The organism is Streptomyces sp. NPDC111520 (genome assembly GCF_055635295.1).
This window is the reverse complement of record NZ_JBVKBW010000003.1, coordinates 141648-163026: the sequence shown is the minus strand read 5'-3', so window position 1 is coordinate 163026 and position 21379 is coordinate 141648. Positions and strand designations below refer to the sequence as shown.

Genomic DNA, 21379 nt, shown 5'->3' with positions numbered 1-21379 from the left:
ACGGCGGCGATGTCGCAGGAGCCCGCCGGGCTACAGGCGGACGAGCATCACGACGCCGGAGATCGCCAGGGCGGGGCCGACGATCGCGAACACCCAGCCGAGGGTCCTCGCGAGGGTGCGCCGGGTCTCGCGGGTGCGGTCGTCCGGAGGATCACCCCGTTTGTAGGCGTCGTGGAAGTCCTGCTGCGTCCGGTCGTGGTGGGCGGCCATGGCGTCGGCGTTCGCAACGGTGAGCAGACCCGTGAACGTCGCGCCCAAGCCGAAGAGCAGCAGGAAGACGGCCTCACCTCGCGGTGACATCTGTGCACCCGCAAGGAAGGTGAACTCGTGCACAGCAACTCCATGCCGGATCCGTCCGCCGTACCCGTCGTCATCACCCGCGGCCCGTCGCGGCGGTTCGGGGAACCTGCGCGTGCGGCCACCCTTTCACGCGGTACCCGCCGGCGGCGTGGCGGCGTGCCGCGACCGCTTCGGGGGATCGAGCCGCAACCGGCCGCGGAGCGCGCGAGCGGGCGGCGGACGTGCCGTACGCGCCGCGCCGACCAGTACGTTTCACCGGGTGGGCGGTGGACGGTGGTTGGTGAAACCGCGCTGAAAGGTCGTTGAGCGCGGCCCCGCGCAGACTCCAGGGCATGACAACGACCCACGCATCCGCCATCGCGGCCACGGGGCTGCGGAAGTCCTTCGGGGACAAGCCGGTCCTCCAGGGCATCGACCTGCACGTGCCCACGGGCACGGTCTTCGCCCTCCTGGGCCCCAACGGCGCGGGCAAGACCACCGCCGTCAAGATCCTCTCCACGCTCGTCACCGCCGACGCGGGGGACATCCGCGTCGGCGGCCACGACCTCGCCGTCGAGCCGCAGGCGGTGCGCGCCGCGATCGGCGTCACCGGGCAGTTCTCCGCCGTGGACGGGCTGATCACCGGCGAGGAGAACATGCTGCTGATGGCCGACCTGCACCACCTGTCCAAGAGCGAGGGCAGGCAGGTGACCGCCGGACTGCTGGAGCGGTTCGACCTCACGGAGGCGGCCAAGAAGCCCGCGTCGACCTACTCCGGCGGCATGAAGCGCCGCCTCGACATCGCCATGACGCTGGTCGGCAGCCCCCGCATCATCTTCCTCGACGAGCCCACCACGGGCCTGGACCCGCGCAGCCGCCACACCATGTGGCAGATCATCCGCGAGCTGGTCTCCGACGGCGTCACCGTCTTCCTCACCACCCAGTACCTGGAGGAGGCCGACGAACTCGCCGACCGCATCGCGGTGCTGAACAACGGCACCATCGCCGCCGAGGGCACCGCGGAGGAACTCAAGCGGCTCATCCCCGGCGGCCACGTACGGCTCCGCTTCACCGACCCCGCCGCCTACCGCTCCGCCGCCGACGAACTGCGCGGGGCCACCCGGGACGACGAGGCGCTGACCCTGCAGATCCCCAGCGGCGGCAGCCAGCGCGAGCTGCGCTCGATCCTCGACTGGCTGGACACGGCCGGCATCGAGGCGGACGAGCTGACCGTGCACACCCCCGACCTCGACGACGTCTTCTTCGCCCTCACCAGCCCCGTCAGCGTCCCCGACCAGCCCAAGGAGAACGTCCGATGAGCACCCTGTCCCTCGCGGTCCGCGACTCCGGCACCATGCTGCGCCGCAATCTGCTGCACGCGCGGCGCTACCCGTCCACCACCCTGAACCTGCTGCTCGCGCCGATCATGCTGTTGCTGCTGTTCGTCTACATCTTCGGTGACGTGATGAGCGCGGGCATCGGCGGCGGTGGCGCCGACCGCTCCGAGTACATCGCCTACATCGTCCCGGGCATCCTGATGATGACCATCGGCAGCACCGTGATCGGGGCCGCCGTGTACATCTCCATGGACATGAGCGAGGGCCTCATCGCCCGCTTCCGCACCATGGCGATCCACCGCGGCTCCGTGATCATCGGGCACGTCGTCGGCAGCGTCCTGCAGTGCGTGGCCAGCGTCGTCCTCGTCGGGGCCGTCGCCGTCGCCATCGGCTTCCGGTCCACGGACGCGACGGCCCTGGAGTGGCTGGCGGCGTTCGGGCTGCTCGTGATGTTCTCCCTGGCGTTCACCTGGATCGCGGTCGGCATCGGCATGGCCAGTCCGAACGCCGAGGCGGCCGCCAACAGCGCCCAGCCGCTGATCCTGCTCCCGCTCATCTCGAGCGCCTTCATCCCGGCCGACACGATGCCGGGCTGGTTCCAGCCGATCGCCGAGTACCAGCCGTTCACCCCGGCCATCGAGACGCTGCGCGGCCTGCTGCTCGGCACGGAGATCGGCGCCAACGGGTGGATCACGGTGGCCTGGTGCGCCGGCCTGACCGTGCTCGGCTACCTCTGGTCGACCGCGCAGTTCAACCGCGACCCGAAATGAGCGCGCGGGCTGCCTCCCGCAGCCCCTCCCGCCCGAGGGCGGCGTACTCCGACACCGCGTCGGCGTACGCCGCCCCGTCCGTTTCCTCGGCGGCCCGCCGGGCACGGTCGAGGGACATCGTGGGCTGGAACACCTGGGACACGTGCAGTCGTCCCGCCAGCGCCAGCAGGCGCACCGCCGACGCGTCGCCCGCCGCGAGCCGCGCGAGGCCCAGGGCGAGGACGCCGGTGCCGTGCCGGCGTACCTCCCCGGCCGGGCCGGAGTCGTCGGCGAGCGCGGCGCGCAGCCGGCCGTCCAGTTCGGCCACCAGGCCGGCGACCGGCTCCAGCCGCCCGGCGTACGCGTGCGCGGCCACCGCGTGGGCCTCGATCACCCGCGCCCACGCGTCCATGGTGGGGTCGGGCGGCCGGTCGCCCGCGCGCTGCTGCTCCACGGCCATCCGCCAGCGGCCCAGGCCCAGTTCGGTCAGTCCCCGGGCCAGTGCGATCTCCGCCGAGGCCGCCAGGTCGGGCGTGTGGGCGGCGGCCTGCTCCCCGGACCCGCTCCGCTCCACCCGCCGCAGCCATTCCTCGGCCTCGTCCGGCTCACCGCGCTGCAGGCAGGCCAGGACGAGGCCCCGGCGCAGGCCCGTCGTGGGCGACTGGTCGCTCAGGTGCGTCAGGGTGTCGAGCGCCGCCAGCAGGTGCCCGTACGCCTCCTCGCCGAGGCCGGCGTCCGCGCACAACTCGCTGCAACGGGAGTGGCCGAGGAGCCGCAGCGACGGGTTGGGCACGGCGTCGACCATGGCGAGCATCCGCCGGGCGGAGGACAGCGCCCGTTCCGGCTCGTGCTCGTACTCCCAGAGGTAGCTGGCCACGCACTCGGCGATGCCCGCCAGCAGCGGCGCGTCGCTCCCGCACAGCTTGCGCAGTGCCTCGTAGCCGGGCGGGCGCATGTCCGGAACGGCGCACAGCACCGTGGCGAGCGCGCGCAGGAGCGTGTCGGGCTCCGCGGACGGCAGCCGGCGCAGGGTCACGAGGTGGCGCGGCCGGACGGGCCCGAACCCGATGAACGGGCCCGCGGTGCAGACGGCGCTGAGGGTGCGGGTGACCTCGGTGTGCGGGGCGTCGGGGCGGTAGTGCGACAGCGGCGCCGCGGTGTCGGCGGCCAGGGTCAGCACGCGGTGGAAGCTCGCCGAGTCGGTCAGCCACACGCAGGCCAGCACCGCACCGGCCGCGGCGGTGGTGGCGTGGTCCGCGCGGGCCAGGGCGATCCGCAGGGCGAGGACGAGGTTGTCCTGCTCCGCGCGCAGCCGGGCCCAGTGCCGGAGCGGCTCGGCGCTGAACAGCACATCGTGGTTGGCGAGTCCGAACCGCCGTGCCCAGCCCAGGAACCGGTCGGTGACACCGTCCTCCTCGCCGGCGGCCGCCCGCCGGGCGGCGCTGAACTCCCGCACCGTCTCCAGCATGTGGAAGCGGATCCCGGCCGCCGTGTCGGCGGCCTTCAGCAGCGACTGGTCCACCAACTGCTCCAGCACGTACGGCGCGTCGCCCCCGTCGCCCAGCAGCTGTTCGGCGGCCTCGCCGGAGAAGCCACCGGGGAAGACCGACAGCGCACGCAGCGCGGCCCGCGCGTCGTCCTCCAGCAGGTTCCAGCTCCACTCCACGACCGCGAGGAGCGTCCGGTGCCGCTCGGGGGCGTCCCGGCTCCCGCCGCGCAGCAGCGTGAAGCGGTCGCCGAGACGGCGGGCGATCTCGGGAACGGACAGCACCCGCACCCGCGCCGCCGCCAACTCCACCGCGAGCGGCAGCCCGTCCAGGTGCCGGCACAGCTCGGCGACCGCGTCGGCCGGCAGCTCGACGTGATGGCGCGCGGCCCGGGCCCGCTGCTCGAAGAGCGCGACCGAGGTCGCCAGGCTCAGCTGCGGCAGCTGGTACACCGCCTCCGAACTCAGCCCCAGCGGTGCCCTGCTGGTGACCAGCACCCGCAGGTCACGGGAGAGCGCCACGAGTTCCCGCACCAGGCCGGCGGCGCCCCGGACGACCTGCTCGCAGTTGTCCAGCACCAGCAGCGCGGGGCCGGCGCCGAGGGATGCGACGATTCCGGCGGCCACGTCCGCCCCGCCGCCGTACGCCGCGACGCCACCGCGGGGCGCCTCCCCGCCGCCGAGCGCGGACGCCACCTCTCCGGCCACGTCCTCGTCCGCACCGACGCCGGCCAGCGAGACGAAGTGCACCACCCGCTGTTCCGCCCGGCGGCTGACGGCGTGCGCGAGCCGTGTCTTGCCGAGCCCGCCCGGACCGACGATCGAGACCAGTCGCGAGGAGTGCAGCAGCCCGTCCACCGCCGCCAGGTCCTCGTCCCGTCCCAGCAGCGGGTTCGGGTCGTGCGGCACCCCGTACCGGACCGCGGGGGCCTGGGTCTGCAGCAGTTCCCGGTGCACGGCCCTGAGCGCGGTGCCCGGATCGGTGCCGAGGTCGTCGCGGAGCTCACGCCGGTACGCGTCGTAGCGGGCGAGGGCCGCCGAGGGACCGGCCGTCGCGGCCTCGGCGCGCAGCAGTTCGGCCAGCACCTCCTCGTCGCGCGGCGTCCCGGCGAAGACCTCGGCCAGCGGCGTCAGGGCCTCGGCCCGTCGTCCCACCCGGGCGAGCGCGAGCGCACGGGAGCGTGCGAGGGCGGCGTACAACGGTGCCCGCTCGGCGCGCAGTTCCGCCACGGGGTCGCCCGGCGCGGCGTCGGCGTCCGGGGCCGTGTCCCAGAAGGCGAGGCCCTCCTGCGCGCCGGCCAGGGCGGCCGCGTGATCCCCGGCCCGGGAGTGCCGGGCGCTCGCCTCGGCGCGGCGCAGCACCGCCGAACTGTCGACCTGCTCCTCGTCCAGGGCCAGCCGGTAGCCGGTCGGGGTGCTGACGACGACGTCGGGCCCGAGCTGCGAGCGGGCCCGGGAGACCAGGATCCGCAGCGCGTTCGCCGGGTTGGCCGGCAGCTCGTCCCGCCACAGCCCGTCCACCAGGCGCGCGGTGCTGCAACCGGCGCGCAGTTCGCCGGCGAGGAGCGCGAGCAGCCCGCGCAGCCGGGGCGCGGTGATCTCCCGTCCGCGGTAGGCCACGCGGGACAGGAGGGTCAGGTCGGTCGTCACCCGGTCAGGCTATCGACAGCGGTGTGCAGGGCGGCCGTTGAGGGCGACCGCGGAGGGCGCCGAGGGGGCGGCCGGCCCGGACCCGCAGCGGGCCGGGGCTAGGGCGTGTCGTCAAATGAACGCCGGCCGCCCGGAGGGCGGGCCGCACGGTGTCTGGTGCGGTGCATCGCAAGGCGGAGAGTCGTCCTTGTAGTGGGCTACTCGGACGATTCGACAACGCAGCGAGGTGCCGTGCCAGGCGCCGTGGGGCAGGCGGGCATTTGACGACACGGCCTAGGGGCCTTCCGCCGTGGCGCCGCGCCGTCGGCGTGCGATCCGTTCCAGCAGAACGACATTGGCGAGCGCGGCGCAGACCAGCAGCGTCACGTTCAGTGTCGCGCTGCCGAGGCCCAGCCAGCCGGCCTCCGTTCCGTCCGGCCGGGCGACGGGCGCCCAGATCGAGCCGATCGCCGAGATCGCCGCATACCCGGCGTACATCGCCGGAAGGGCGACGGCGCCCGAGGGGAGGGTCAACGCGACGGCGGACAGGTAGAAGACGGCTCGTTCCTCGACGGCTCCCGCTACGGCCAGACCCGTGACCAGCGCCACGTAGGCCGCCCCCGCGACTTTTCCGTACGTACGCCCCATCATCGGCCCCCACCCCGCGACTGCGCCCTGGGGCCAGGGTAGAGCGGGTTTCGCCGGCGACCCACCGCTGGCGCCCCGAAGGTCAGGCGTCGCTTTCCCGGGCCGCCCGCGGGGTGTGAGTCCCGGCCTCCGGCGGGAGTCATCCGGGGGTGGGTGCCTCCAGCGCGTCCTGGCCCGTCGCGAGGGAGACCAGCGGGGCGTCCTTCTTGGGAAGCGCCACCTCGTGGCTTCCGTCAGCCGTGGTCAGCTCGTGGAAGGCGAGCCTGCCGTTCAGCGGGACCTTCTTGTCGAGTCGCCTGAGCGCGAACGGGCCGCCCAGCACCGGCTCCTGGCGCGTGCGGCGCTCACGCCACACCATCGGCTGTCCCTGGGCGACGAACAGTGACCGGATCTTGAGGTGCTGCATCGGCCTGCCCTTGCCGACGTCCAGCATGACGACGCGACCCACGGTCCTGCTGAGCGCGGCGACCTCGAAGACCTGGCCCTCGAGCAGATCGGCGGCGTCCCGTTCGGGAGTACGACGCCTGATGAAGGTCGAGGACAGGAGCAGGTCGACGGCGTTCGGCGTGCCACCCGGCATGCGTACCGGTCCGGTGAGCGGCATCCTGTGGCTGTGTCCGCTTCCTTCCGGAGGGGCGATGCCATGCAGATGCGCTGGGAGATCAAGCCCGTCGCCCACGCGGGCCAGCAGGTGCACGACGTCGAGGCCGCTCTGCGGACCCTCTACCTGTGTGCCGACCGCGCCCGGGAGCGGGCGCCGGACGAGACCCCGGACCTGGACGAGGCGGTCACCGCCATGGCCGCCCGCCTCCTGACCGACGGCGCCCGCACGGTGCACCAGGGCTTCACGTGGTCCGCGACCGAGGGATCCGTCTACGTCGCGCTCACCCCGTAGGCGCCCGGGGCGGGGCCCCACCGGGGCTCGGGCAAGGAGCGTCGGTGGGGCCGTGTGGTGGCCCGTCCGGCCTCGTGTGCCGTCATCGCACGTGACCGGGCGGGCGTCCGGGACGCGTCAGGGGCTGCGTTCCGCGTGGGCGGGGGTCAGCAGACGCCAGTGGACGCCGGGACAGCCCGCCGGTACGGGTGGGAAGGTGTGTCCCCGCACGTCCGTGCTGGTGAAGCGGTGGCTTTTGCCGCAGGTGCACTCGTAGATGCCGCTGACCGGGACTTTCTCTCCGGGTCGGTGCATCCGGGTCTTCAGATCCACAATGTCCTCCTCGCCGGCCGGGACCCCTGGGGGCCCCGGTCTGCAAGGGCGCCGATCGCCGAGAGCACGGGCTCTCGGAGAGCCGCCCAGGGGTGCGTCAGGGCGGGCGGGCTCCGGAAGGGCGCCTTGCCTCCCGCCCGGCGCTGAAACCCCGAGGGAAGGAAATTCTGCGACCTGGCGATGCGCATGCCGGCGCGCGATCGTGTGCTCCCGCTCACGGTCCCCTGCGGCGCCGGATCGCCCTCCGGGGTTTCGGCGGCGGGTCTGAGGTAAGGCGACCGGGCGGAGCCGCGCGCCCCCGGCGGTCGGCGCCCTTGAAGACCGGGGTCCCGCCCACTCAGGGCCTCGGTCGGCGAGGAGGCCCGGGACGGACGAGCAGACCCGCGTCCGCCGCCCCGGACGACTGCCCCGGCGGCGGCCGGAGCCTCCGCCTCCCGCGCGGAGCGGAGACCGCGGCCGTCCGATCCCCCGATCGCCCGCCCGGCCACACAACGGCTCGGGGCCGGCCGGGCGGGCCCACGCGCGGCCCCGCCGGAGTCCACCGACCCGGCTACGGCGGGGCCGCCTCCTGATCACCGTTCGTCCGCTCCGGAGCCCGGTGTGGGCGCGCCCCGCACCGGCCGCGCACCCGATCACGCGCCGGGCCCCGGCAGGTCGTAGCCGGCCGCGCGGACCCCGGTGAGCCGCCCGAACGGGTTCTCCAGGGGCCCGCCGCCCGGCCTCAGCACCTCCGCGGCGACGCCGAACAGGCCCGCGAGCACCGCCTCGGTGACCGCGACCGCGGCCACGCTCTCCCGGTTGGAGACACCGCGTTCCGCCACCCGGTAACCGCCGTCGGCGGTCACCTCCATGGCCTGCCCCCACAGGGCCCCGGACGTCGCGCGGTGCGCCCGGCGCAGGACGCCGGCGGCGAGGTCCGGGCGGCCCAGGCGGCACAGGCCGTACGCGGTCGCCCCCGGCCAGGCGGCGAAGGCACCGGCCGCACCGTGGTCGGGGCGGTCGGAGAACGGGGCGACGGGATCGGCCGGGTCCAGGGCGCGCATCCAGTCACCGTCGAGCAGCCGCCGGGAGACGAAGCCGACCATCTCCTCGCGGTGCGCCGGAGTGAGGTCCGCGGTCATGTCGGCGGCGACCAGCACGAAGTCCAGGCAGTGCCCGATGACGTCGTCCGTCCCCTGCGGGTGGCTGATGCGCCAGCGTCCGCCGCCCGCGTACCGGCCGAGCACCGCGCGGGCCAGCTCCGCGCCCTCCGCCTCGGCCTCCGCCGCCTCCGCGTCGCTGCCCAGCGATCGCAGCAGCGCGCCGAGGGAGCGCAGCATGCCGGCGTACCCGGCGTTGAAGGAGACGACGGCGTCCCGGTAGTTCGGCACGCACTCCAGCAACTCCCAGGCGTCGGAGCCCAGGTCGGCGAGGACGCCACCCGCGTAGCGGGCACGTCTCCCGCGCGGCCGGAAGGCCATCGCGCGCAGGTGGTCCAGCACGCCGCGGTCCCCGGCCCGTTCCGCGAGGAGGCCGGTGTCCCCGGTGACGGTGACGTACGCCGTCACCGTCCGGAAGAGGGCGTGGTCGTTGGCGGCGTAGTGGTTCCCCACCGGGAGCAGGTTGCGCGTGTCGAAGGAGTGGCAGTGCTCGTAGGGCTGGGCGAGAGCGGCCAGCAGCCAGGCGCGCAGCCCGCGGGGCTCCAGCATCGCGGCGGTGCGGGCGAACTCGGACTGGTCCCAGAAGAAGGTCGTCGTGGGTCCCAGCCGCGGCCCCCCGGTGAGGAAGACCGGGCCGGTGCGCGACACCCGGGTGTTGCGCATGTACACCGCGAGGAGGGCACCCAGGTAGTAGGTGCGGGCGAGGTCCGCGTCGTCGGTGTGCAGGGTGGGCAGGTGGCCGGAGAACTCCGGGTTGCCGGGGGTGAAGGCGTGCCCCCAGGTCGTCCGCCACCGCTCGGCGACCTCCGCGAACCCGGCTCCGAAGCCGTGTGCCGCCGCGAGGGCGGCGCTTCGGGTCCCGTCCCGTGACGAACCGATGTCGAGGACGAACTCGAGCACGCGGGACCGGCCGGGCCCGAGCCGGACGTCCCAGTGCGCCAGGCCGCGGGCGTCGCTCGCGGTCAGGGCGTCGGGCGGCTCGGCGAAGGCGTACGCGGACCGCGCCGGGCTGCGTGAGTCGGCCACGCACAGGGCGCCGTCCTCCACGCGGGCGGTCCACCGCCGGCCCTCCCACCAGGGCCGGGTACGGGCGCGCTCCGTGCCGTCGACGTCCAGGCGGGCGCCGTCGTCGCCGAGCCGGAGCTCGACCCGGTGCCACCGCCCGGTGGCCAACGGCGCGGCGGTGACGACCCGTTCGCCGCCGATGCGCAGGAACAGGCGGCCGTCGTCGAGTCCGATCGTCGCGGAGTCGGGGTGGTTGCCGTGGGTGATCACGGCGCCGTGGGCGGCGGCCCGGTCGACGCGCAGACGCAGGGCCAGGACGTCCCCTGAGCCGAGGGCCGCGGTACCGGCGCGCAGGTCGGTTCCGGGGCGTACGGTCCAGGCCGCTCCCTCCCCGCCGACCGCGGTGACCGTGCCGTCCGGCCGCCGGACCTCCAGCCGGTCCACCAGGCACGGGGCGCCGGGTTCGCGCACGCGGCCCGCGTCCGGGGCGGAGTGGTCGGGCAGCTCGGACTCGAGGAGCATGGCTGCCGCGTCCTCGTCGCGCTGGATGCCGGGGACGCGCGGCGAGCCGAGCCGCAGCCGGCGCTCGCCGTGCGGCAGGGTCTGCACCTGCCGCGGCCGGTCGGCCAGGACCTCGGCCCGCAGGCGCTCCGTGGCGTGGAAGTCGTGGTGGTGGCCGTGGTTCCACGGGGTGCCGTACAGCCAGCCCCAGTCCGTCTCGTGGTGCGCGAACATCGCGAGGAGTTCCTGCTCGACGCGGGCGTGCACGGGCTCGTCCGAGGTGTTGGCGAGCGTGATCCGCCACAGCAGCCGGCTGCGCTCGTAGCCCATCCGCACCTCGGTGTGCACCGTCAACGCGCCCCGGGTGGCGGCGCGTTCGACGCCCCAGGGGGACCAGCGCAGCCGGTCGGCGGCGAGCGGCCGGCCGTCGATCCGCAGCACGCCCGTGTGGTAGCCGCCGCTGTACGGCGGGAAGGCCAGCCAGGACAGCGACGTCAGGTCGGCGTTCACATGCCCCTGCCCCCACTGGTTGCGGAGGCTGGGCAGGTGCGCGAGGCGGCCGGCGGGCATCCAGTCGCCGGCGAGTTCGTCCAGCGGGGGCGGCCCCGCCGTGGCCGGGGCGGACGCGGACGTCCGCGGCGTGGCGCTCACTTGGCCGATCCCGCGGTGAGCCCGGCCGCGAACTGCTTCTGCATCAGCAGGTACCCGGCCACCGGGTGATCCCGGCGAGGAACATGATGCCGAACAGCTGTCCGTAGTCCATCTGGTACTGCCCGACGGCGAGGTAGAGCCCGGTGGTGATGGTCTGGCCCTGCAGCGGGCCGAGGATGAACTGCGGGTTGAGGAAGTCGTTCCAGATCCACAGCGACAGGAAGATGGCGACGGTGGCGGTCGCCGGCCGCACCAGCGGCATGACGATCGTCCACCAGATCCGCAGTCCTCCGGCGCCGTCCAGCCGCGCGGCCTCCACGACCTCGGCGGGCACCGCCCGCAGGAAGCCGACGTAGACGAACACCGCGAAGGAGAAGTATCCGCCGCCGAGGTTGGACAGGACGAGCCCGGGATACGAGTGGTCCAGGCCGAGGAAGGTCAGGATCCGGATGGTGGGCAGCAGCACGACCTGCGGCGGGATCATCAGCCCGGCCGCGAGGACCGCCAGGATCGCCGCCCGCGGCCGGGTGCGCCGGCGCGAGATCCAGAAGCTGAACGCCGAGCCGAGCGGGATCAGCAGCAGGACCGAGCAGAGCACGACGATCAGCGAGTTGCGCAGTCCGAGCTGGATGAGCTGGTCGGGGCGGCCGAGCGCCGTGGTGAGGTTGCCGAGCGTCGGGGGGACCGGGGGCGCCGCGGGGTTGGCGACGATGGCGTCCTCGGTCTTGAACGCGTTGACGACGGTCAGGTAGAGGGGGCTGACGAAGAGCAGCACCACGACGACCGCGGCGGTCAGCCGGACCGGGGAACGCGGTGCGCGGTACCGCCCGGACCGGCCGGGCGTGGTCGCCGGCCGCGTCGGGCGTCCGGTGGCGGGGCGGGCGGGGGCGTGCTGGACGGTCACAGGTCGATCTCCCTGCGGCGGAGGAGGCTCGTGACGGACAGGGCGATGACCGCGGACAGCGCCAGCAGGAACATGGCGACGGCCGAGGCGTAGCCGAACCGGTCGGTGGTGAACGCCGTCTTCACGATGTACTGGGCGGTGGACTGGGTGGCGTTGGCGGGCCCACCGGAGGTGAGGACCTGGATGATGTCGTAGAGCTTGAGCACGGTGATCAGCGAGATGGTCACGCCGATGGTCGTGGCGGGGGCCACCATCCGCAGCGTGATCATCCGGAACCGCTGGTACGCGCCGGCACCGTCGATGGACGCCGCGTCGTACAGCTCGCGCGGGATGTTCTGCAGGGCCGCGAGGTGGACGACGGTGGTGAAGCCGGAGAGCACCCAGGCGACCACGACGCCCACCGACAGCTGGGCGAGGTGCGGCCGGCCGAGCCAGTCGACCGGCTGGTCCAGCAGGTGGAGTTTCATGAGCGTGTCGTTGAGCAGGCCGTCCTGGGTGAAGATCGCCTTCCAGACGAAGCCGACGATCACCCCGGAGACCACCTGCGGCAGGAACGCGACGGTGCGCAGCACCCGGTAGGTGAGCCGGGTCCGGTCGAGCAGCATGGCGAGCAGCAGCCCGGCGACGTTCGCCACGGCCGTCACCCCGACGGCCAGCGCCAGGGTGAACAGGACGCTGGCGCGCAGCTGCGGGTCGTGCAGCATCTCCGAGTAGTTCTCGAACCCGATCCACTCGCTCCCGGACCTCAGGGGGTTCTCGTCGGTGAAGCTGCTGCGCAGGCTCATGAGGACCGGGAGGACGATGAACACCGTGTAGAGCAGCAGGCCGAACGCGGCGATCAGACGGAGCCCGAGGTCCCGCGAGGCGTCGCGGAACCACGTCGACAGCGGTCTCACCCGCCTTCTCCTTTCCTGAGGTGTGGCTGGGTGGCTGATGGGCTGTCAGGTCACTTCGTCGCGGAGTCCCAGGCCTGGTCGAGCTTGGCCATCTCGCCCTTGACGTCGTCGGTGTTGAACAGGGCCTGGGCGGCGGCGTAGAACTCGTTGTTCAGCGAGCCCGGCAGCGCGTCGTCGTTGGTGGCCCAGGCGATGGCGCTGACCTTGCCGTTGTCCTCGGTCACGAAGGCGTAGGAGTCGGTGAAGGCGGGGCTGACGTCGACGCCGTAGTCGTCGAGGGTCTTGTCCTTGAGCATGGGGAAGGCGCCGTCGCCCTCGATGAGGGCCTTGAGGTTGCCCGGGTCGAGCGACCACGCCTTGGCGAAGGCCATGGCGCCCTTCGGGTCCTTCGCCTTGGTGCTGATCGCCATAGAGCCGCCCACCGCGAAGGGCACGACGGTCGACCCGTCGTCGGTCGGCCAGGGGAAGACGCCGATGGTGTCCCACTGGTCCTTCGGGATCGAGCCGAGGTACCAGCTGCCCATGGGGTACATGGCGGCCTTGCCCGCGTTGAAGTCCTTGATGGAGTCGGCGTAGCTGACGTTGAGCGCGCCCTTCTCGAAGTAGCCCTTCTCGACCAGCGTGCGCATCTTGGTCGCGGCGGCCACCACGTCGGGGTCGGTGAACTTCACCGTGCCCTCGTGGCGTTGCCGGATCCACTGCGGGTTCCGGCCCAGCACGTCGGCGCTGAGCGCGCCGGTCAGCGGCATCCCCGCGGCGAACGGGTCGTTGCCGCCCAGTTCGATGGGGGTGACACCGGACGACTTCAGCTTCTCCGACACCGCGAGGAACTGCTTCCAGGTGGCCGGCGGGGTCACCCCGGCCTTCCGGAAGAGTTCCTTGTTGTAGAAGACCAGCGGGATGATCTGCGAGTTGGTCGGCGGGATGTAGACCTTGCCCTTGATGGCGTTGCCCTGCGGCAGGAGGAAGTTGCGGTCGATCCAGGTCTGCTCGTACGGGGTGAGCAGGCCGGCCTCGGTGTACTGCGCGGGGGTGATGGACTGCAGCAGGTCCGGGAACTGGCCCGAGGCCCGCAGCTGCTTGGCGTACGAGTCGCGGTCGGTGCTGGGCGCGACGACCTGCTTGATGGTCACCCCCGGTGCCGCCGTCCGCGCCCTGGCGATCGAGTCCTCCCAGAACACCGGGGTCAGGGTGGGGGTGTTGAACGTCAGATAGGTGAGGGCGCTCCCGTCGGCCCCGCCGGAGGCGGTGGAGGAGCAGGCGGCGAGCAGGGAGAGCGCGGTGGCTGCGAGGAGAGCGGTGCTGCGCCTGCCGACGGCCGTTCTTCTGGGCATGGCGGGTCCCTTTCCGGGTGTGGAGTCGCCGGGAGACAGGTGTCCGGTCCTCCGGGAGGCAGGGCGTACGGCCCGGGCGGCGCCCCGCGGCACCCGGCGAACGACCGCATCCCGACGGTGGGATAACGTTGTCTCGCCCAGTACAGTAAGGTCCCCTGACAGCTAGTCAAGTCCTCCGAGGACCACGGGCCGGTTCCGGAACGCACCCGGGGGCGCGCGAGGTCCCGGCAGGGGGGACCGGCAGACTCCCGGGGACACTGCGGACGCAGGGGAACGGGAGAACCGCGAGAGGGGAAGCCACGTGCCCGGTACCGACGCCGTCGGAAAGAGCGGTCCGCACCGGCCGCGCCGTCCCACGATGGTGGACGTGGCCCGCGAGGCCGGCGTGGCGCTGCGCACGGTGTCGCGTGTGGTCAACGGCGACACCACGGTGGGCGAGGACTTCGCCGGGCGCGTCAGGGCGGCCGTCGACCGGCTCGGCTACCAACCCGACGAGCGCGCTCGCCAGTTGCGCAGCGGCCACAGCGGGGCGATAGGCGCGGCGGTCCGTCACATCGCCGACGCGCATCCGGTGCTGCGGGCGATCGACGAGACCGCCAGGGCCGCCGGCCTCACCGTGGTGGCCATGTCGACCGAGGACGACGAGGAACGCGAACGCGAGGCGGTGACGTCCATGTGCCGCCGCCGCATGGACGGCATCATCATCGAGCCGATCGCCCAGGACCACCACTACCTCCAGCCCGAGATCGACTCGGGCCTGCCCGTGGTCGCCTTCGACCGCCCGGCGGCCGGCCTGGACGTGGACACCGTGCTGACCGACAACCGGGGCGGCATAGGCCAGGCGTTCGCGCACCTCACGGCCCAGGGCCACCGCCGGATCGGCTACATCGGCGACGACGAGCGCATCCACACCGGGCGCGAGCGCGCGACCGCGTTCCGGGACGCGCTGACCGGGATCGGCGGGCCGCTCGACGGCATGGTGCACCCCGGCCCTGTCGAACCGGCCCGCGTGGCCGCTGCGCTGGCCGCCCTGCGCGACCGACCGGACCCGGCCACGGCCCTGGTCACCGGGAACTTCAGCACCACCGTCGCGGTCATCCGGGCGCTCGGTGCCGACTTCGGCGGCATCGCCCTGGTCGGCTTCGACGACTTCGGCCTCGCCGACCTGCTGCGCCCCGGTGTCACGGTCGTCGCCCAGGGCGACGAGGAGATCGGCCGCACCGCCATCGAACTCCTCACGGCACGCCGTGCGAACCGGTCGCGGCCGACCCGCAGGGTCATCGTCTCCACGCGGCTGATCCCCCGCGGATCGGGCGAGCTGGCCCCCTGACGGCGACGCGGGACCGTTGTACTCCCGCCGGCCACCGAAACATCGGAAGACAACGTTCTCCCAGCCGGCCCTCGCTCCGGGAAGGCATCCGGGTGCCCCGCACGGTGAGCGGCCGCGTGGCGGGACAGCACCGTGTCGCGGGCGCGCCCCACGGCAGGGCCGCGAAGGCCGGAGCGGCGAGAGCCCGTCAGGTCTCGGCGGGCGGGAACGTCACGGGAGGGGTTCTCCACTGTGGGCCCCGGGCGTGCGCGGCAGCGCGGTCACACGGAACACCAGGAGCGTCATCGGACGGGGATGCGCGGCCTGCGGCGCCGGCGCCACGTGGTCCAGCCTCCAGCCCACCGCTTCCACCTGCTCGATCACCTCCGAGAGGTCATTCGTCGTCCCGGCCCGAGCGGACTCCAGCTCGACCAGTACCGAATACACCTGTCGCCCCGCGCCCCGTCGGGCGGCAGCCTCATCCGCTGCTACGGCAGCGGCACGAGAACCCCACTGCATCACAGCCCCCTCGCTCATGAACGGCCCCCGATCCGGAGGCACACGGTACAGCCGACTTCGATCAACGGTCATCGCCTGACGGCGGACCGCCGGCGGTGACGCGTCCGACCGACCTCATCGGCCGGACGTTTTGCGCTGAGTGTTGACCGGCCAAGACATCCGATGTTCACTTCCTTTGACGCGGCCATGCCGACGTCACGTCGTACCCCCGTGCGTCGTACCCCGGTTTGTCGTGCGCGCTTTGGGCGCCTGATCTGCGCACCGCTTCCGCGTGCCCTCGCACGGTGCGGGGAAGGGAGTGCGCTGACGAAGCGTTCCGGGCGAGTCATCCGATCAATCGGGTTTCCACCTCGACCGGTCGCGCTCCAGCCGTGCGCTGTCCCGCACCGGTCCTCACCCCCATGACCCGTAGGGAGGGCATTCGATGAGACTGCGCAGACTCGTGCGAGCCGCGCTCGCAGCCGTCTGCATCATGACCGCGACCGCCGTCGGCCTCTCGGCCCCGGCCGTGGCGGCACCGACGGACGCCGCGTTCGACTCCGCCAACGGCGCCCTGAACGTGGACCGCGGTGCCTACATGTCCAAGCACGACGTCGTCTACAACCGGCCCACCACCAACCCCCTGCACGGGCTGACCGTCGGCAACGGCCGTACGGGCGCGATGGCCTGGCAGAACAACGGGCTGACCATGCAGGTCTCCGGCGTGGACACCTCGCAGCAGACGGCGTTCGGCGCGGGACTGCTCAACCTTTCCACGACCCCGGCGCTCGAGAGCGGCTACAGCACCTACAAGCAGCGCCTGTCGCTCTACGACGGCACCCTCACCACCTCCTACGACGCCAATCGAACCGTGACCGTGATGGGCGTGCCGAACTCCGAGGTCATGGGCGTGCACGTGGAGGACTCGCGCTCCGGGGTCTCCGCCGTCAACCTCGACCTGGGCCTGTGGGACGTCTCCCAGCTGGGCAACAGCGGTGACGTGCCCAACCTCAACACCTGGAAGACGGTCTCGACGTACGCCGACTCCACCGGAGCCGGCATCAGCCGCGGCCAGTCCGACCCGCAGAACTTCGGCTACACCCTGGCGGCCACGGTGGAGGGGGCGGCCTACAGCACACGGGTCGTCGACGGCCGGACCGTCCGCCTGTCGATCACCCCGTCCCGCAGCTACACCATCTGGTTCACCGCCAGCACCCGGCTCAACGCGCCCTCGCACGACTCGGTGGCCGAGGCCAAGCGCGCGCTCGCGGCGGCCAAGAGCCGCGGCTACAGCGCGACGCTCGGCGACTACACGTCCTGGTGGCACGACTTCTGGGGCAAGTCGTTCGTGCAGTACTCGGGGCTGTCCGGGGACGCGGACTACCTGGAGAACGTCTACTACCTGAGCACCTACATGATCGCCGCCGGAGGGTACGGGACCAATCCGTTCCACTTCATCAACGGCGTCTTCCGGGCCACCGGTGACCAGACCAAGTGGAGCAACGCGTACTGGTTCTGGAACCAGCGCGACGTCTACAACTCCTTCCTCGCCTCCAACCACGTCGACCTGATGGCCGGCTTCAACCGCCTCTACAGCGGCAACGCGGCGGCGCTGAAGGCGTACACCAGGACCCGCTACAACGTCGACGGGCTGTGGGTGCCGGAGACCATGGGCTGGGACGGCAACGCCCGCGGCACCGTCAACAGCGACTTCACCAACAACATCTGGTCGACGGGCACCGAGGCCGCGTACAACATGTACCTCCAGTACGCGTACACCAACGACTCCGCCTACCTGCGCAACACCGCCTACCCGTTCATGCGGGACGTGGTGAAGTTCTACGCCGCGAAGCTGTCCTTCGACTCCGCCTCCGGTAAGTACTTCGTCGCGAGTTCGCACGCGCACGAGACGTACTGGAACGTGCCGAACGCGATCACCGACCTCGCGGCGGTGCGCACCCTGTTCCCCCTCGCGATCCGCGCGTCCCAGTCCCTGGGCCTGGACGCCGACCTGCGGCCGCAGTGGCAGCGGATCGTGGACAACCTGACCGCCTACCCGTCCACCGCGGACGTCTACCTGCCGCACACCCCGCCGCTCGCGCAGACCCGCAACGGGGAGAACGTGGCGGCCGAGATCATCTGGCCCTACGACCGCACCGGCATCGGCTTCCCGGACCAGCAGAAGGCCGTGAACACCTTCAACGCCCGGCCCTTCCCGTACGGCAACGTCTGGGCCAACGACGCCGTCCAGGCGGCCCGGCTGGGCCTCGGCGACCAGGCGTACCAGGGCATGAAGACGATGCTCCGCAAGTACCAGACCTATCCCAACGGCATGACCGACAACACCAACGGCGTCTTCGAGTACCTCGGGGTGCACCTCGCGGCCCTCAACGAGTCGCTGCTCCAGTCCTACAACGACAAGATCCGGGTCTTCCCGGCGGTGCCGGGCGACTCCTCGTTCACCGGACGCTTCACCCTGCTGGCCAAGGGCGGCTTCACCGTCAGTTCGGAGCGCGAGGCGGGCGAGGTGAAGTACGTCGGCATCAAGAGCCTGTACGGCAACACGACCCGGGTCGTGAACCCGTGGGGGACGCAGCAGGTGAGGGTCCGCGACGTCACCGGCGGTACGACCGTGCTCACCACGACCGCGGCCGAGTTCGACCTGCCCACGGCCGCCGGAAGGGTCTACGTGGTGGAGCGCACCGCCAAGCCGCTCTCCTCCTACACGCCCGTACGGCTCACCGGCACCGCGAACCAGGGGGAGAAGACCCTGAGCGGCACCACCTCCACCCTGGGCATGGCCCAGACGCCCAACCCCATGGTCAACAACACCCAGTTGACCTACGACAGCAACTGGCACCCCACCAGTGGGCGGGGCTACGGCGACTACAACGACGACACCCACCACAGCACCACGGTGAACGCCGTCGCCCAGTACACCTTCACCGGCACCGGAGTCGCCTACCTCTCCGAGCGCAACGGCGACATGGGGCCGGTCGACGTCTACCTCGACGGCGCGCTCCAGGCGACGGTGGACCTGCGGGTCTCCGGCGCGCGGCAGGTGCAGCAGACCGTCTGGCAGCGCAGCGGCCTGACCAGGGGAACGCACACCATCCGTATCGTCAACCGCAGCACGTCGGTGGGGATGGTGGACGCCCTGCGCATCACACCGTAGGGCCTCCGCGGACCGGGGGAGGGACGTGCCCCCGGTCCGTGCCCCAGGTCGTCGGCGGAGCGTCAGGTCAGGGCGTGCGACCCGCTCCGCGCTCGTCACCCGGCAGCCGCAGGGTGAACAGCGACCCCTCGCCGTAGGTGCTCTCGGCGGTCACCGAGCCGCCGTGGGCCTGCGCGAGGTTGCGGACGATGGCGAGGCCGAGGCCGCTGCCGCCCGTGCCCCGGTTGCGGGACTTCTCCGCGCGCCAGAAGCGGTCGAAGACCCGGGGCAGGTCCTCGGGCCGGATGCCGCCGCCCGTGTCGGCGACGGCGACGGCGACCGTGCCGCCCTCCCGGCGCGCCGTGACCGTGACGGTGCCGCCGGGCGGGGTGTGCCGGAGGGCGTTGGAGACGAGGTTCGCGACGGCCTGGCGAAGCCGTACGGGGTCGGCGACGACGGTGCCGATGCCGCCGGTGCCGCCGGTGCCGCCGGCACCCGCCGCGCCTGCGTCGACGGAGAGGAGGACGCCCGCGTGGTCGGCGCGTCCGCGGTGCGCGGTGGCGACCTGCTGGAGGAGTTCACCGACGTCGCACGGCACCTTGTGCAGGCGCAGCGCGCCGGCGTCGGCGGCGGCCAGGTCCTGGAGGTCGTCGACGATGTGCTGCAGCAGGAGCGCCTCTTCGAGCAGCGAGCCGACGAGGGCGCGGTCGGCCGGGACGACCCCGTCGTCGGCGGCCTCCAGCCAGCCGCGGATGTTGCTCAGCGGGGTGCGGAGTTCGTGGGCGATGTCGCCCACCATCTCGGTGCGCAGCCGCTCCAGTTCGGTCCGCTGCCGCGACATGTCGTTGAACACCTCGGCGAGGCGGCCGATCTCGTCCTTGCCGGTCACCTGCACGCGCGCGGCGACGTCCCCCTCCTTCACGCGCTGGGCGGCCGCGGTGAGCGCGCGCAGCGGTCTGACCAACTGCAGGCCCAGGCCGGCGGTGACGACGACGGTGAGCAGGAGCACGCCGGCGACGACCCCGGCCATGCGGAGGCGGTTCGGCGCGGACAGGTCGAACGGGGACGCGGCGGCCGCGTCCCGCGGTGAGCCGATGAAGAGCAGCGCGGGCGGCGCGACGTAGGGGGCGAGCTGCTCCCGGCGGGCGCTGTCCAGGCACGAGGAGACCAGCCCCTGGTCCACGGGTCCGCGGCTTCGCGTGGGCGTCCACGTGAGGTCGGGCGCGAGCTCCACGGGGCCGCTGCCCCGGCGGCCCAGGCAGGCGTCGACCAGGCCGTCGAGCCGGCCGAGCGCACGTGCCTCGGTGCGGGTGGGCCGGTCCAGGACGTCGGCGGCGCAGCGCTCGCCGCTGTAGCCCGGCGTGCTCACCCGGGGCCGTCCGCTCGCCGCCGTGACGGTGGTCGCGGGCAGGCCCAGGTCCCGCAGGCAGGCGACGCGGCGCTGTGCGAGGCCGGTCAGCCGCGTCCGTTCCGCCTGCGTCAGCCGGAAGGGACCGACGGCACGGGAATCGATGCGGTCGCCGCCCGCGGACCCCGCGATGGCGGTGTCGACGGCGAGCGGGTCCACGGTCGCCGACGCCCGGTCCGGCAGCGGGGTCCGGTGCGCGGCGCCGGCGGAGTCGGCGATCGGCCGGCGGTCCTGGGTGGTGAGGACGACCCGGTGCCCGGTCTCGCGGGCGAGGCGGTCCACCAGCGGCTGCACGCCCCGCCAGTCGGTGTGCGCGGCGGCCCGGCCCAGGAGGGCCTCGTAGATCCGGGCGTCGTCGGAGATGACCTGGCCCTGCTCCTGCCGGATCGCCCGGGTGGTCGTACGGACCGCGAGCCAGGCGGTGGCCGCGATCGAGCACACGGAGACCAGCACCGACAGCGCGAGCAGCCGCACCACCAGGCTGCTGTGGAAGCGGCCGCTCACGGGGCGTCGGACAGCACGTAGCCGACCCCGTAGACGGTGAGCAGCCGCACCGGACGGGCGGGATCGGGTTCGATCTTCCGGCGCAGGTTCATCACGTGGGTGTCCACCGTCCGGACGGTGAAGTAGCGCCCCGTGCCGTGCAGCTGCCCGAGGATCTGCTCGCGGGTGAAGACCCGGCCCGGCTGGGCGGCCAGCGTCTCCAGCAGCCGGAACTCCCCGGGGGTGCACTCGACGCCGTTGCCGTCGCAGGTGACCTCGTGCCGGGTGGGGTCGATGCGCAGGCCGCCGACGGTCAGCGTCGGGTCGGGTTCCGGGGCGGGCGGGCCGGAGGGCCGGGCGCGGCGCAGCAGGGTGCGCACCCGGGCGGTCAGCTCGCGCGGGCTGTACGGCTTCGACATGTAGTCGTCGGCGCCCAGGTCCAGGCCGAGCAGCAGGTCGTCCTCGGTGCAGCGGGCGGTCAGCATCAGCACCGGCAGGTCGGACTCGCGGCGCAGGATGCGGCAGACGTCGAGCCCGTCGACCTTCGGCATCATCACGTCCAGCACGAGCAGGTGCGGCGGGTCGCGGCGCAGCTCCTCCAGGGCGGCGCGGCCGTCGTGGACGACGGTGACGGCGTGCCCTTCGTGCTCGAGGTACACGCGCAGCAGCTGCGCCTGCTTCTCGTCGTCCTCGGCGACCAGTATGTGTGCGCTCATGGCCGGGAGTATAAGTACGGCAAGTGTCGTATTTGCGGCGTCGGGG

The 21379-nt window shown here is 72.9% G+C and carries 15 protein-coding genes; 5 read left to right on the top strand and 10 right to left on the bottom strand.

The annotated features are described in order from the left end of the window. Nucleotides 1-30 precede the first annotated feature (30 nt). On the bottom strand, nt 31-300 hold the full coding sequence (locus ACZ7MY_RS08130; RefSeq protein ID WP_499600438.1) for a hypothetical protein: 270 nt from the start codon (nt 298-300) through the stop codon (nt 31-33). 332 nt (nt 301-632) lie between these two features. Between ACZ7MY_RS08130 and ACZ7MY_RS08125 the strand changes: the two genes are divergently transcribed. Together ACZ7MY_RS08125 and ACZ7MY_RS08120 are read left to right on the top strand one after the other, a co-directional pair. Beyond that, nucleotides 633-1598: an ATP-binding cassette domain-containing protein gene (locus tag ACZ7MY_RS08125; RefSeq protein WP_499600437.1), complete on the top strand. Its 966-nt coding sequence runs from the start codon at nt 633-635 to the stop codon at nt 1596-1598. After that, the gene (locus ACZ7MY_RS08120; protein WP_499600436.1) at nt 1595-2386 is read left to right on the top strand and encodes an ABC transporter permease; all 792 of its coding nucleotides are present in this window, start codon (nt 1595-1597) and stop codon (nt 2384-2386) included. The genes ACZ7MY_RS08125 and ACZ7MY_RS08120 overlap by 4 nt, the downstream gene beginning before the upstream one ends. Here ACZ7MY_RS08120 and ACZ7MY_RS08115 read toward each other — a convergent pair. The 3 genes from ACZ7MY_RS08115 to ACZ7MY_RS08105 all read right to left on the bottom strand — a co-directional run bounded on the left by ACZ7MY_RS08115 (nt 2367) and on the right by ACZ7MY_RS08105 (nt 6732). Then, nucleotides 2367-5501 carry an ATP-binding protein gene (locus ACZ7MY_RS08115; protein ID WP_499600435.1) on the bottom strand — a complete coding sequence of 1045 codons (3135 nt, stop codon included), beginning with the start codon at nt 5499-5501 and terminating at the stop codon, nt 2367-2369. The two genes, ACZ7MY_RS08120 and ACZ7MY_RS08115, sit on opposite strands and share 20 nt — an antisense overlap. Before the next feature lie 273 nt (nt 5502-5774). Then, on the bottom strand, nt 5775-6131 hold the full coding sequence (locus tag ACZ7MY_RS08110; RefSeq protein WP_499600434.1) for a hypothetical protein: 357 nt from the start codon (nt 6129-6131) through the stop codon (nt 5775-5777). A 136-nt stretch (nt 6132-6267) separates the two neighbouring features. Then, nucleotides 6268-6732 carry a hypothetical protein gene (locus ACZ7MY_RS08105; RefSeq protein ID WP_499600433.1) on the bottom strand — a complete coding sequence of 155 codons (465 nt, stop codon included), beginning with the start codon at nt 6730-6732 and terminating at the stop codon, nt 6268-6270. A 9-nt stretch (nt 6733-6741) separates the two neighbouring features. On the opposite strand from ACZ7MY_RS08105, the gene ACZ7MY_RS08100 reads away from it, so the two are divergent. Further along, nucleotides 6742-7023 (top strand): hypothetical protein, encoded by a 282-nt coding sequence (locus tag ACZ7MY_RS08100; RefSeq protein ID WP_499600432.1) that lies wholly within the window; start codon nt 6742-6744, stop codon nt 7021-7023. A gap of 944 nt (nt 7024-7967) precedes the next feature. Here ACZ7MY_RS08100 and ACZ7MY_RS08095 read toward each other — a convergent pair. Genes ACZ7MY_RS08095 through ACZ7MY_RS08080 form a run of 4 tightly spaced genes read right to left on the bottom strand, consistent with a single transcriptional unit; the run spans nt 7968 to nt 13765 of the window. Then, nucleotides 7968-10631, bottom strand: a complete 2664-nt coding sequence (locus ACZ7MY_RS08095; protein ID WP_499600431.1) for a hypothetical protein — start codon at nt 10629-10631, stop codon at nt 7968-7970. A gap of 43 nt (nt 10632-10674) precedes the next feature. Continuing rightward, nucleotides 10675-11535 (bottom strand): carbohydrate ABC transporter permease, encoded by an 861-nt coding sequence (locus ACZ7MY_RS08090; protein ID WP_499600429.1) that lies wholly within the window; start codon nt 11533-11535, stop codon nt 10675-10677. Continuing rightward, on the bottom strand, nt 11532-12431 hold the full coding sequence (locus ACZ7MY_RS08085) for a carbohydrate ABC transporter permease (RefSeq protein WP_499600428.1): 900 nt from the start codon (nt 12429-12431) through the stop codon (nt 11532-11534). The genes ACZ7MY_RS08090 and ACZ7MY_RS08085 overlap by 4 nt, the downstream gene beginning before the upstream one ends. Before the next feature lie 50 nt (nt 12432-12481). Further along, on the bottom strand, nt 12482-13765 hold the full coding sequence (locus ACZ7MY_RS08080; protein ID WP_499600427.1) for an ABC transporter substrate-binding protein: 1284 nt from the start codon (nt 13763-13765) through the stop codon (nt 12482-12484). Between the two features lie 301 nt (nt 13766-14066). Here ACZ7MY_RS08080 and ACZ7MY_RS08075 point away from each other — a divergent pair, with 301 nt between their 5' ends. Both ACZ7MY_RS08075 and ACZ7MY_RS08070 read left to right on the top strand, forming a co-directional pair. Then, nucleotides 14067-15095, top strand: coding sequence for a LacI family DNA-binding transcriptional regulator (locus ACZ7MY_RS08075; RefSeq protein WP_499600426.1), 1029 nt, complete (start codon nt 14067-14069; stop codon nt 15093-15095). A gap of 922 nt (nt 15096-16017) precedes the next feature. Further along, nucleotides 16018-18747, top strand: a complete 2730-nt coding sequence (locus ACZ7MY_RS08070) for a glycosyl hydrolase family 95 catalytic domain-containing protein (RefSeq protein ID WP_499600425.1) — start codon at nt 16018-16020, stop codon at nt 18745-18747. Between the two features lie 67 nt (nt 18748-18814). Here the strand turns inward: ACZ7MY_RS08070 and ACZ7MY_RS08065 are convergent, their stop codons facing one another. Together ACZ7MY_RS08065 and ACZ7MY_RS08060 are read right to left on the bottom strand one after the other, a co-directional pair. Continuing rightward, complete coding sequence (locus ACZ7MY_RS08065) at nt 18815-20638, bottom strand: sensor histidine kinase (protein ID WP_499600424.1); 1824 nt, start codon at nt 20636-20638, stop codon at nt 18815-18817. Continuing rightward, nucleotides 20635-21333 (bottom strand): response regulator transcription factor, encoded by a 699-nt coding sequence (locus ACZ7MY_RS08060; RefSeq protein ID WP_499600423.1) that lies wholly within the window; start codon nt 21331-21333, stop codon nt 20635-20637. Before ACZ7MY_RS08060 ends, ACZ7MY_RS08065 begins: the two co-directional genes overlap by 4 nt. Nucleotides 21334-21379 lie beyond the last annotated feature (46 nt).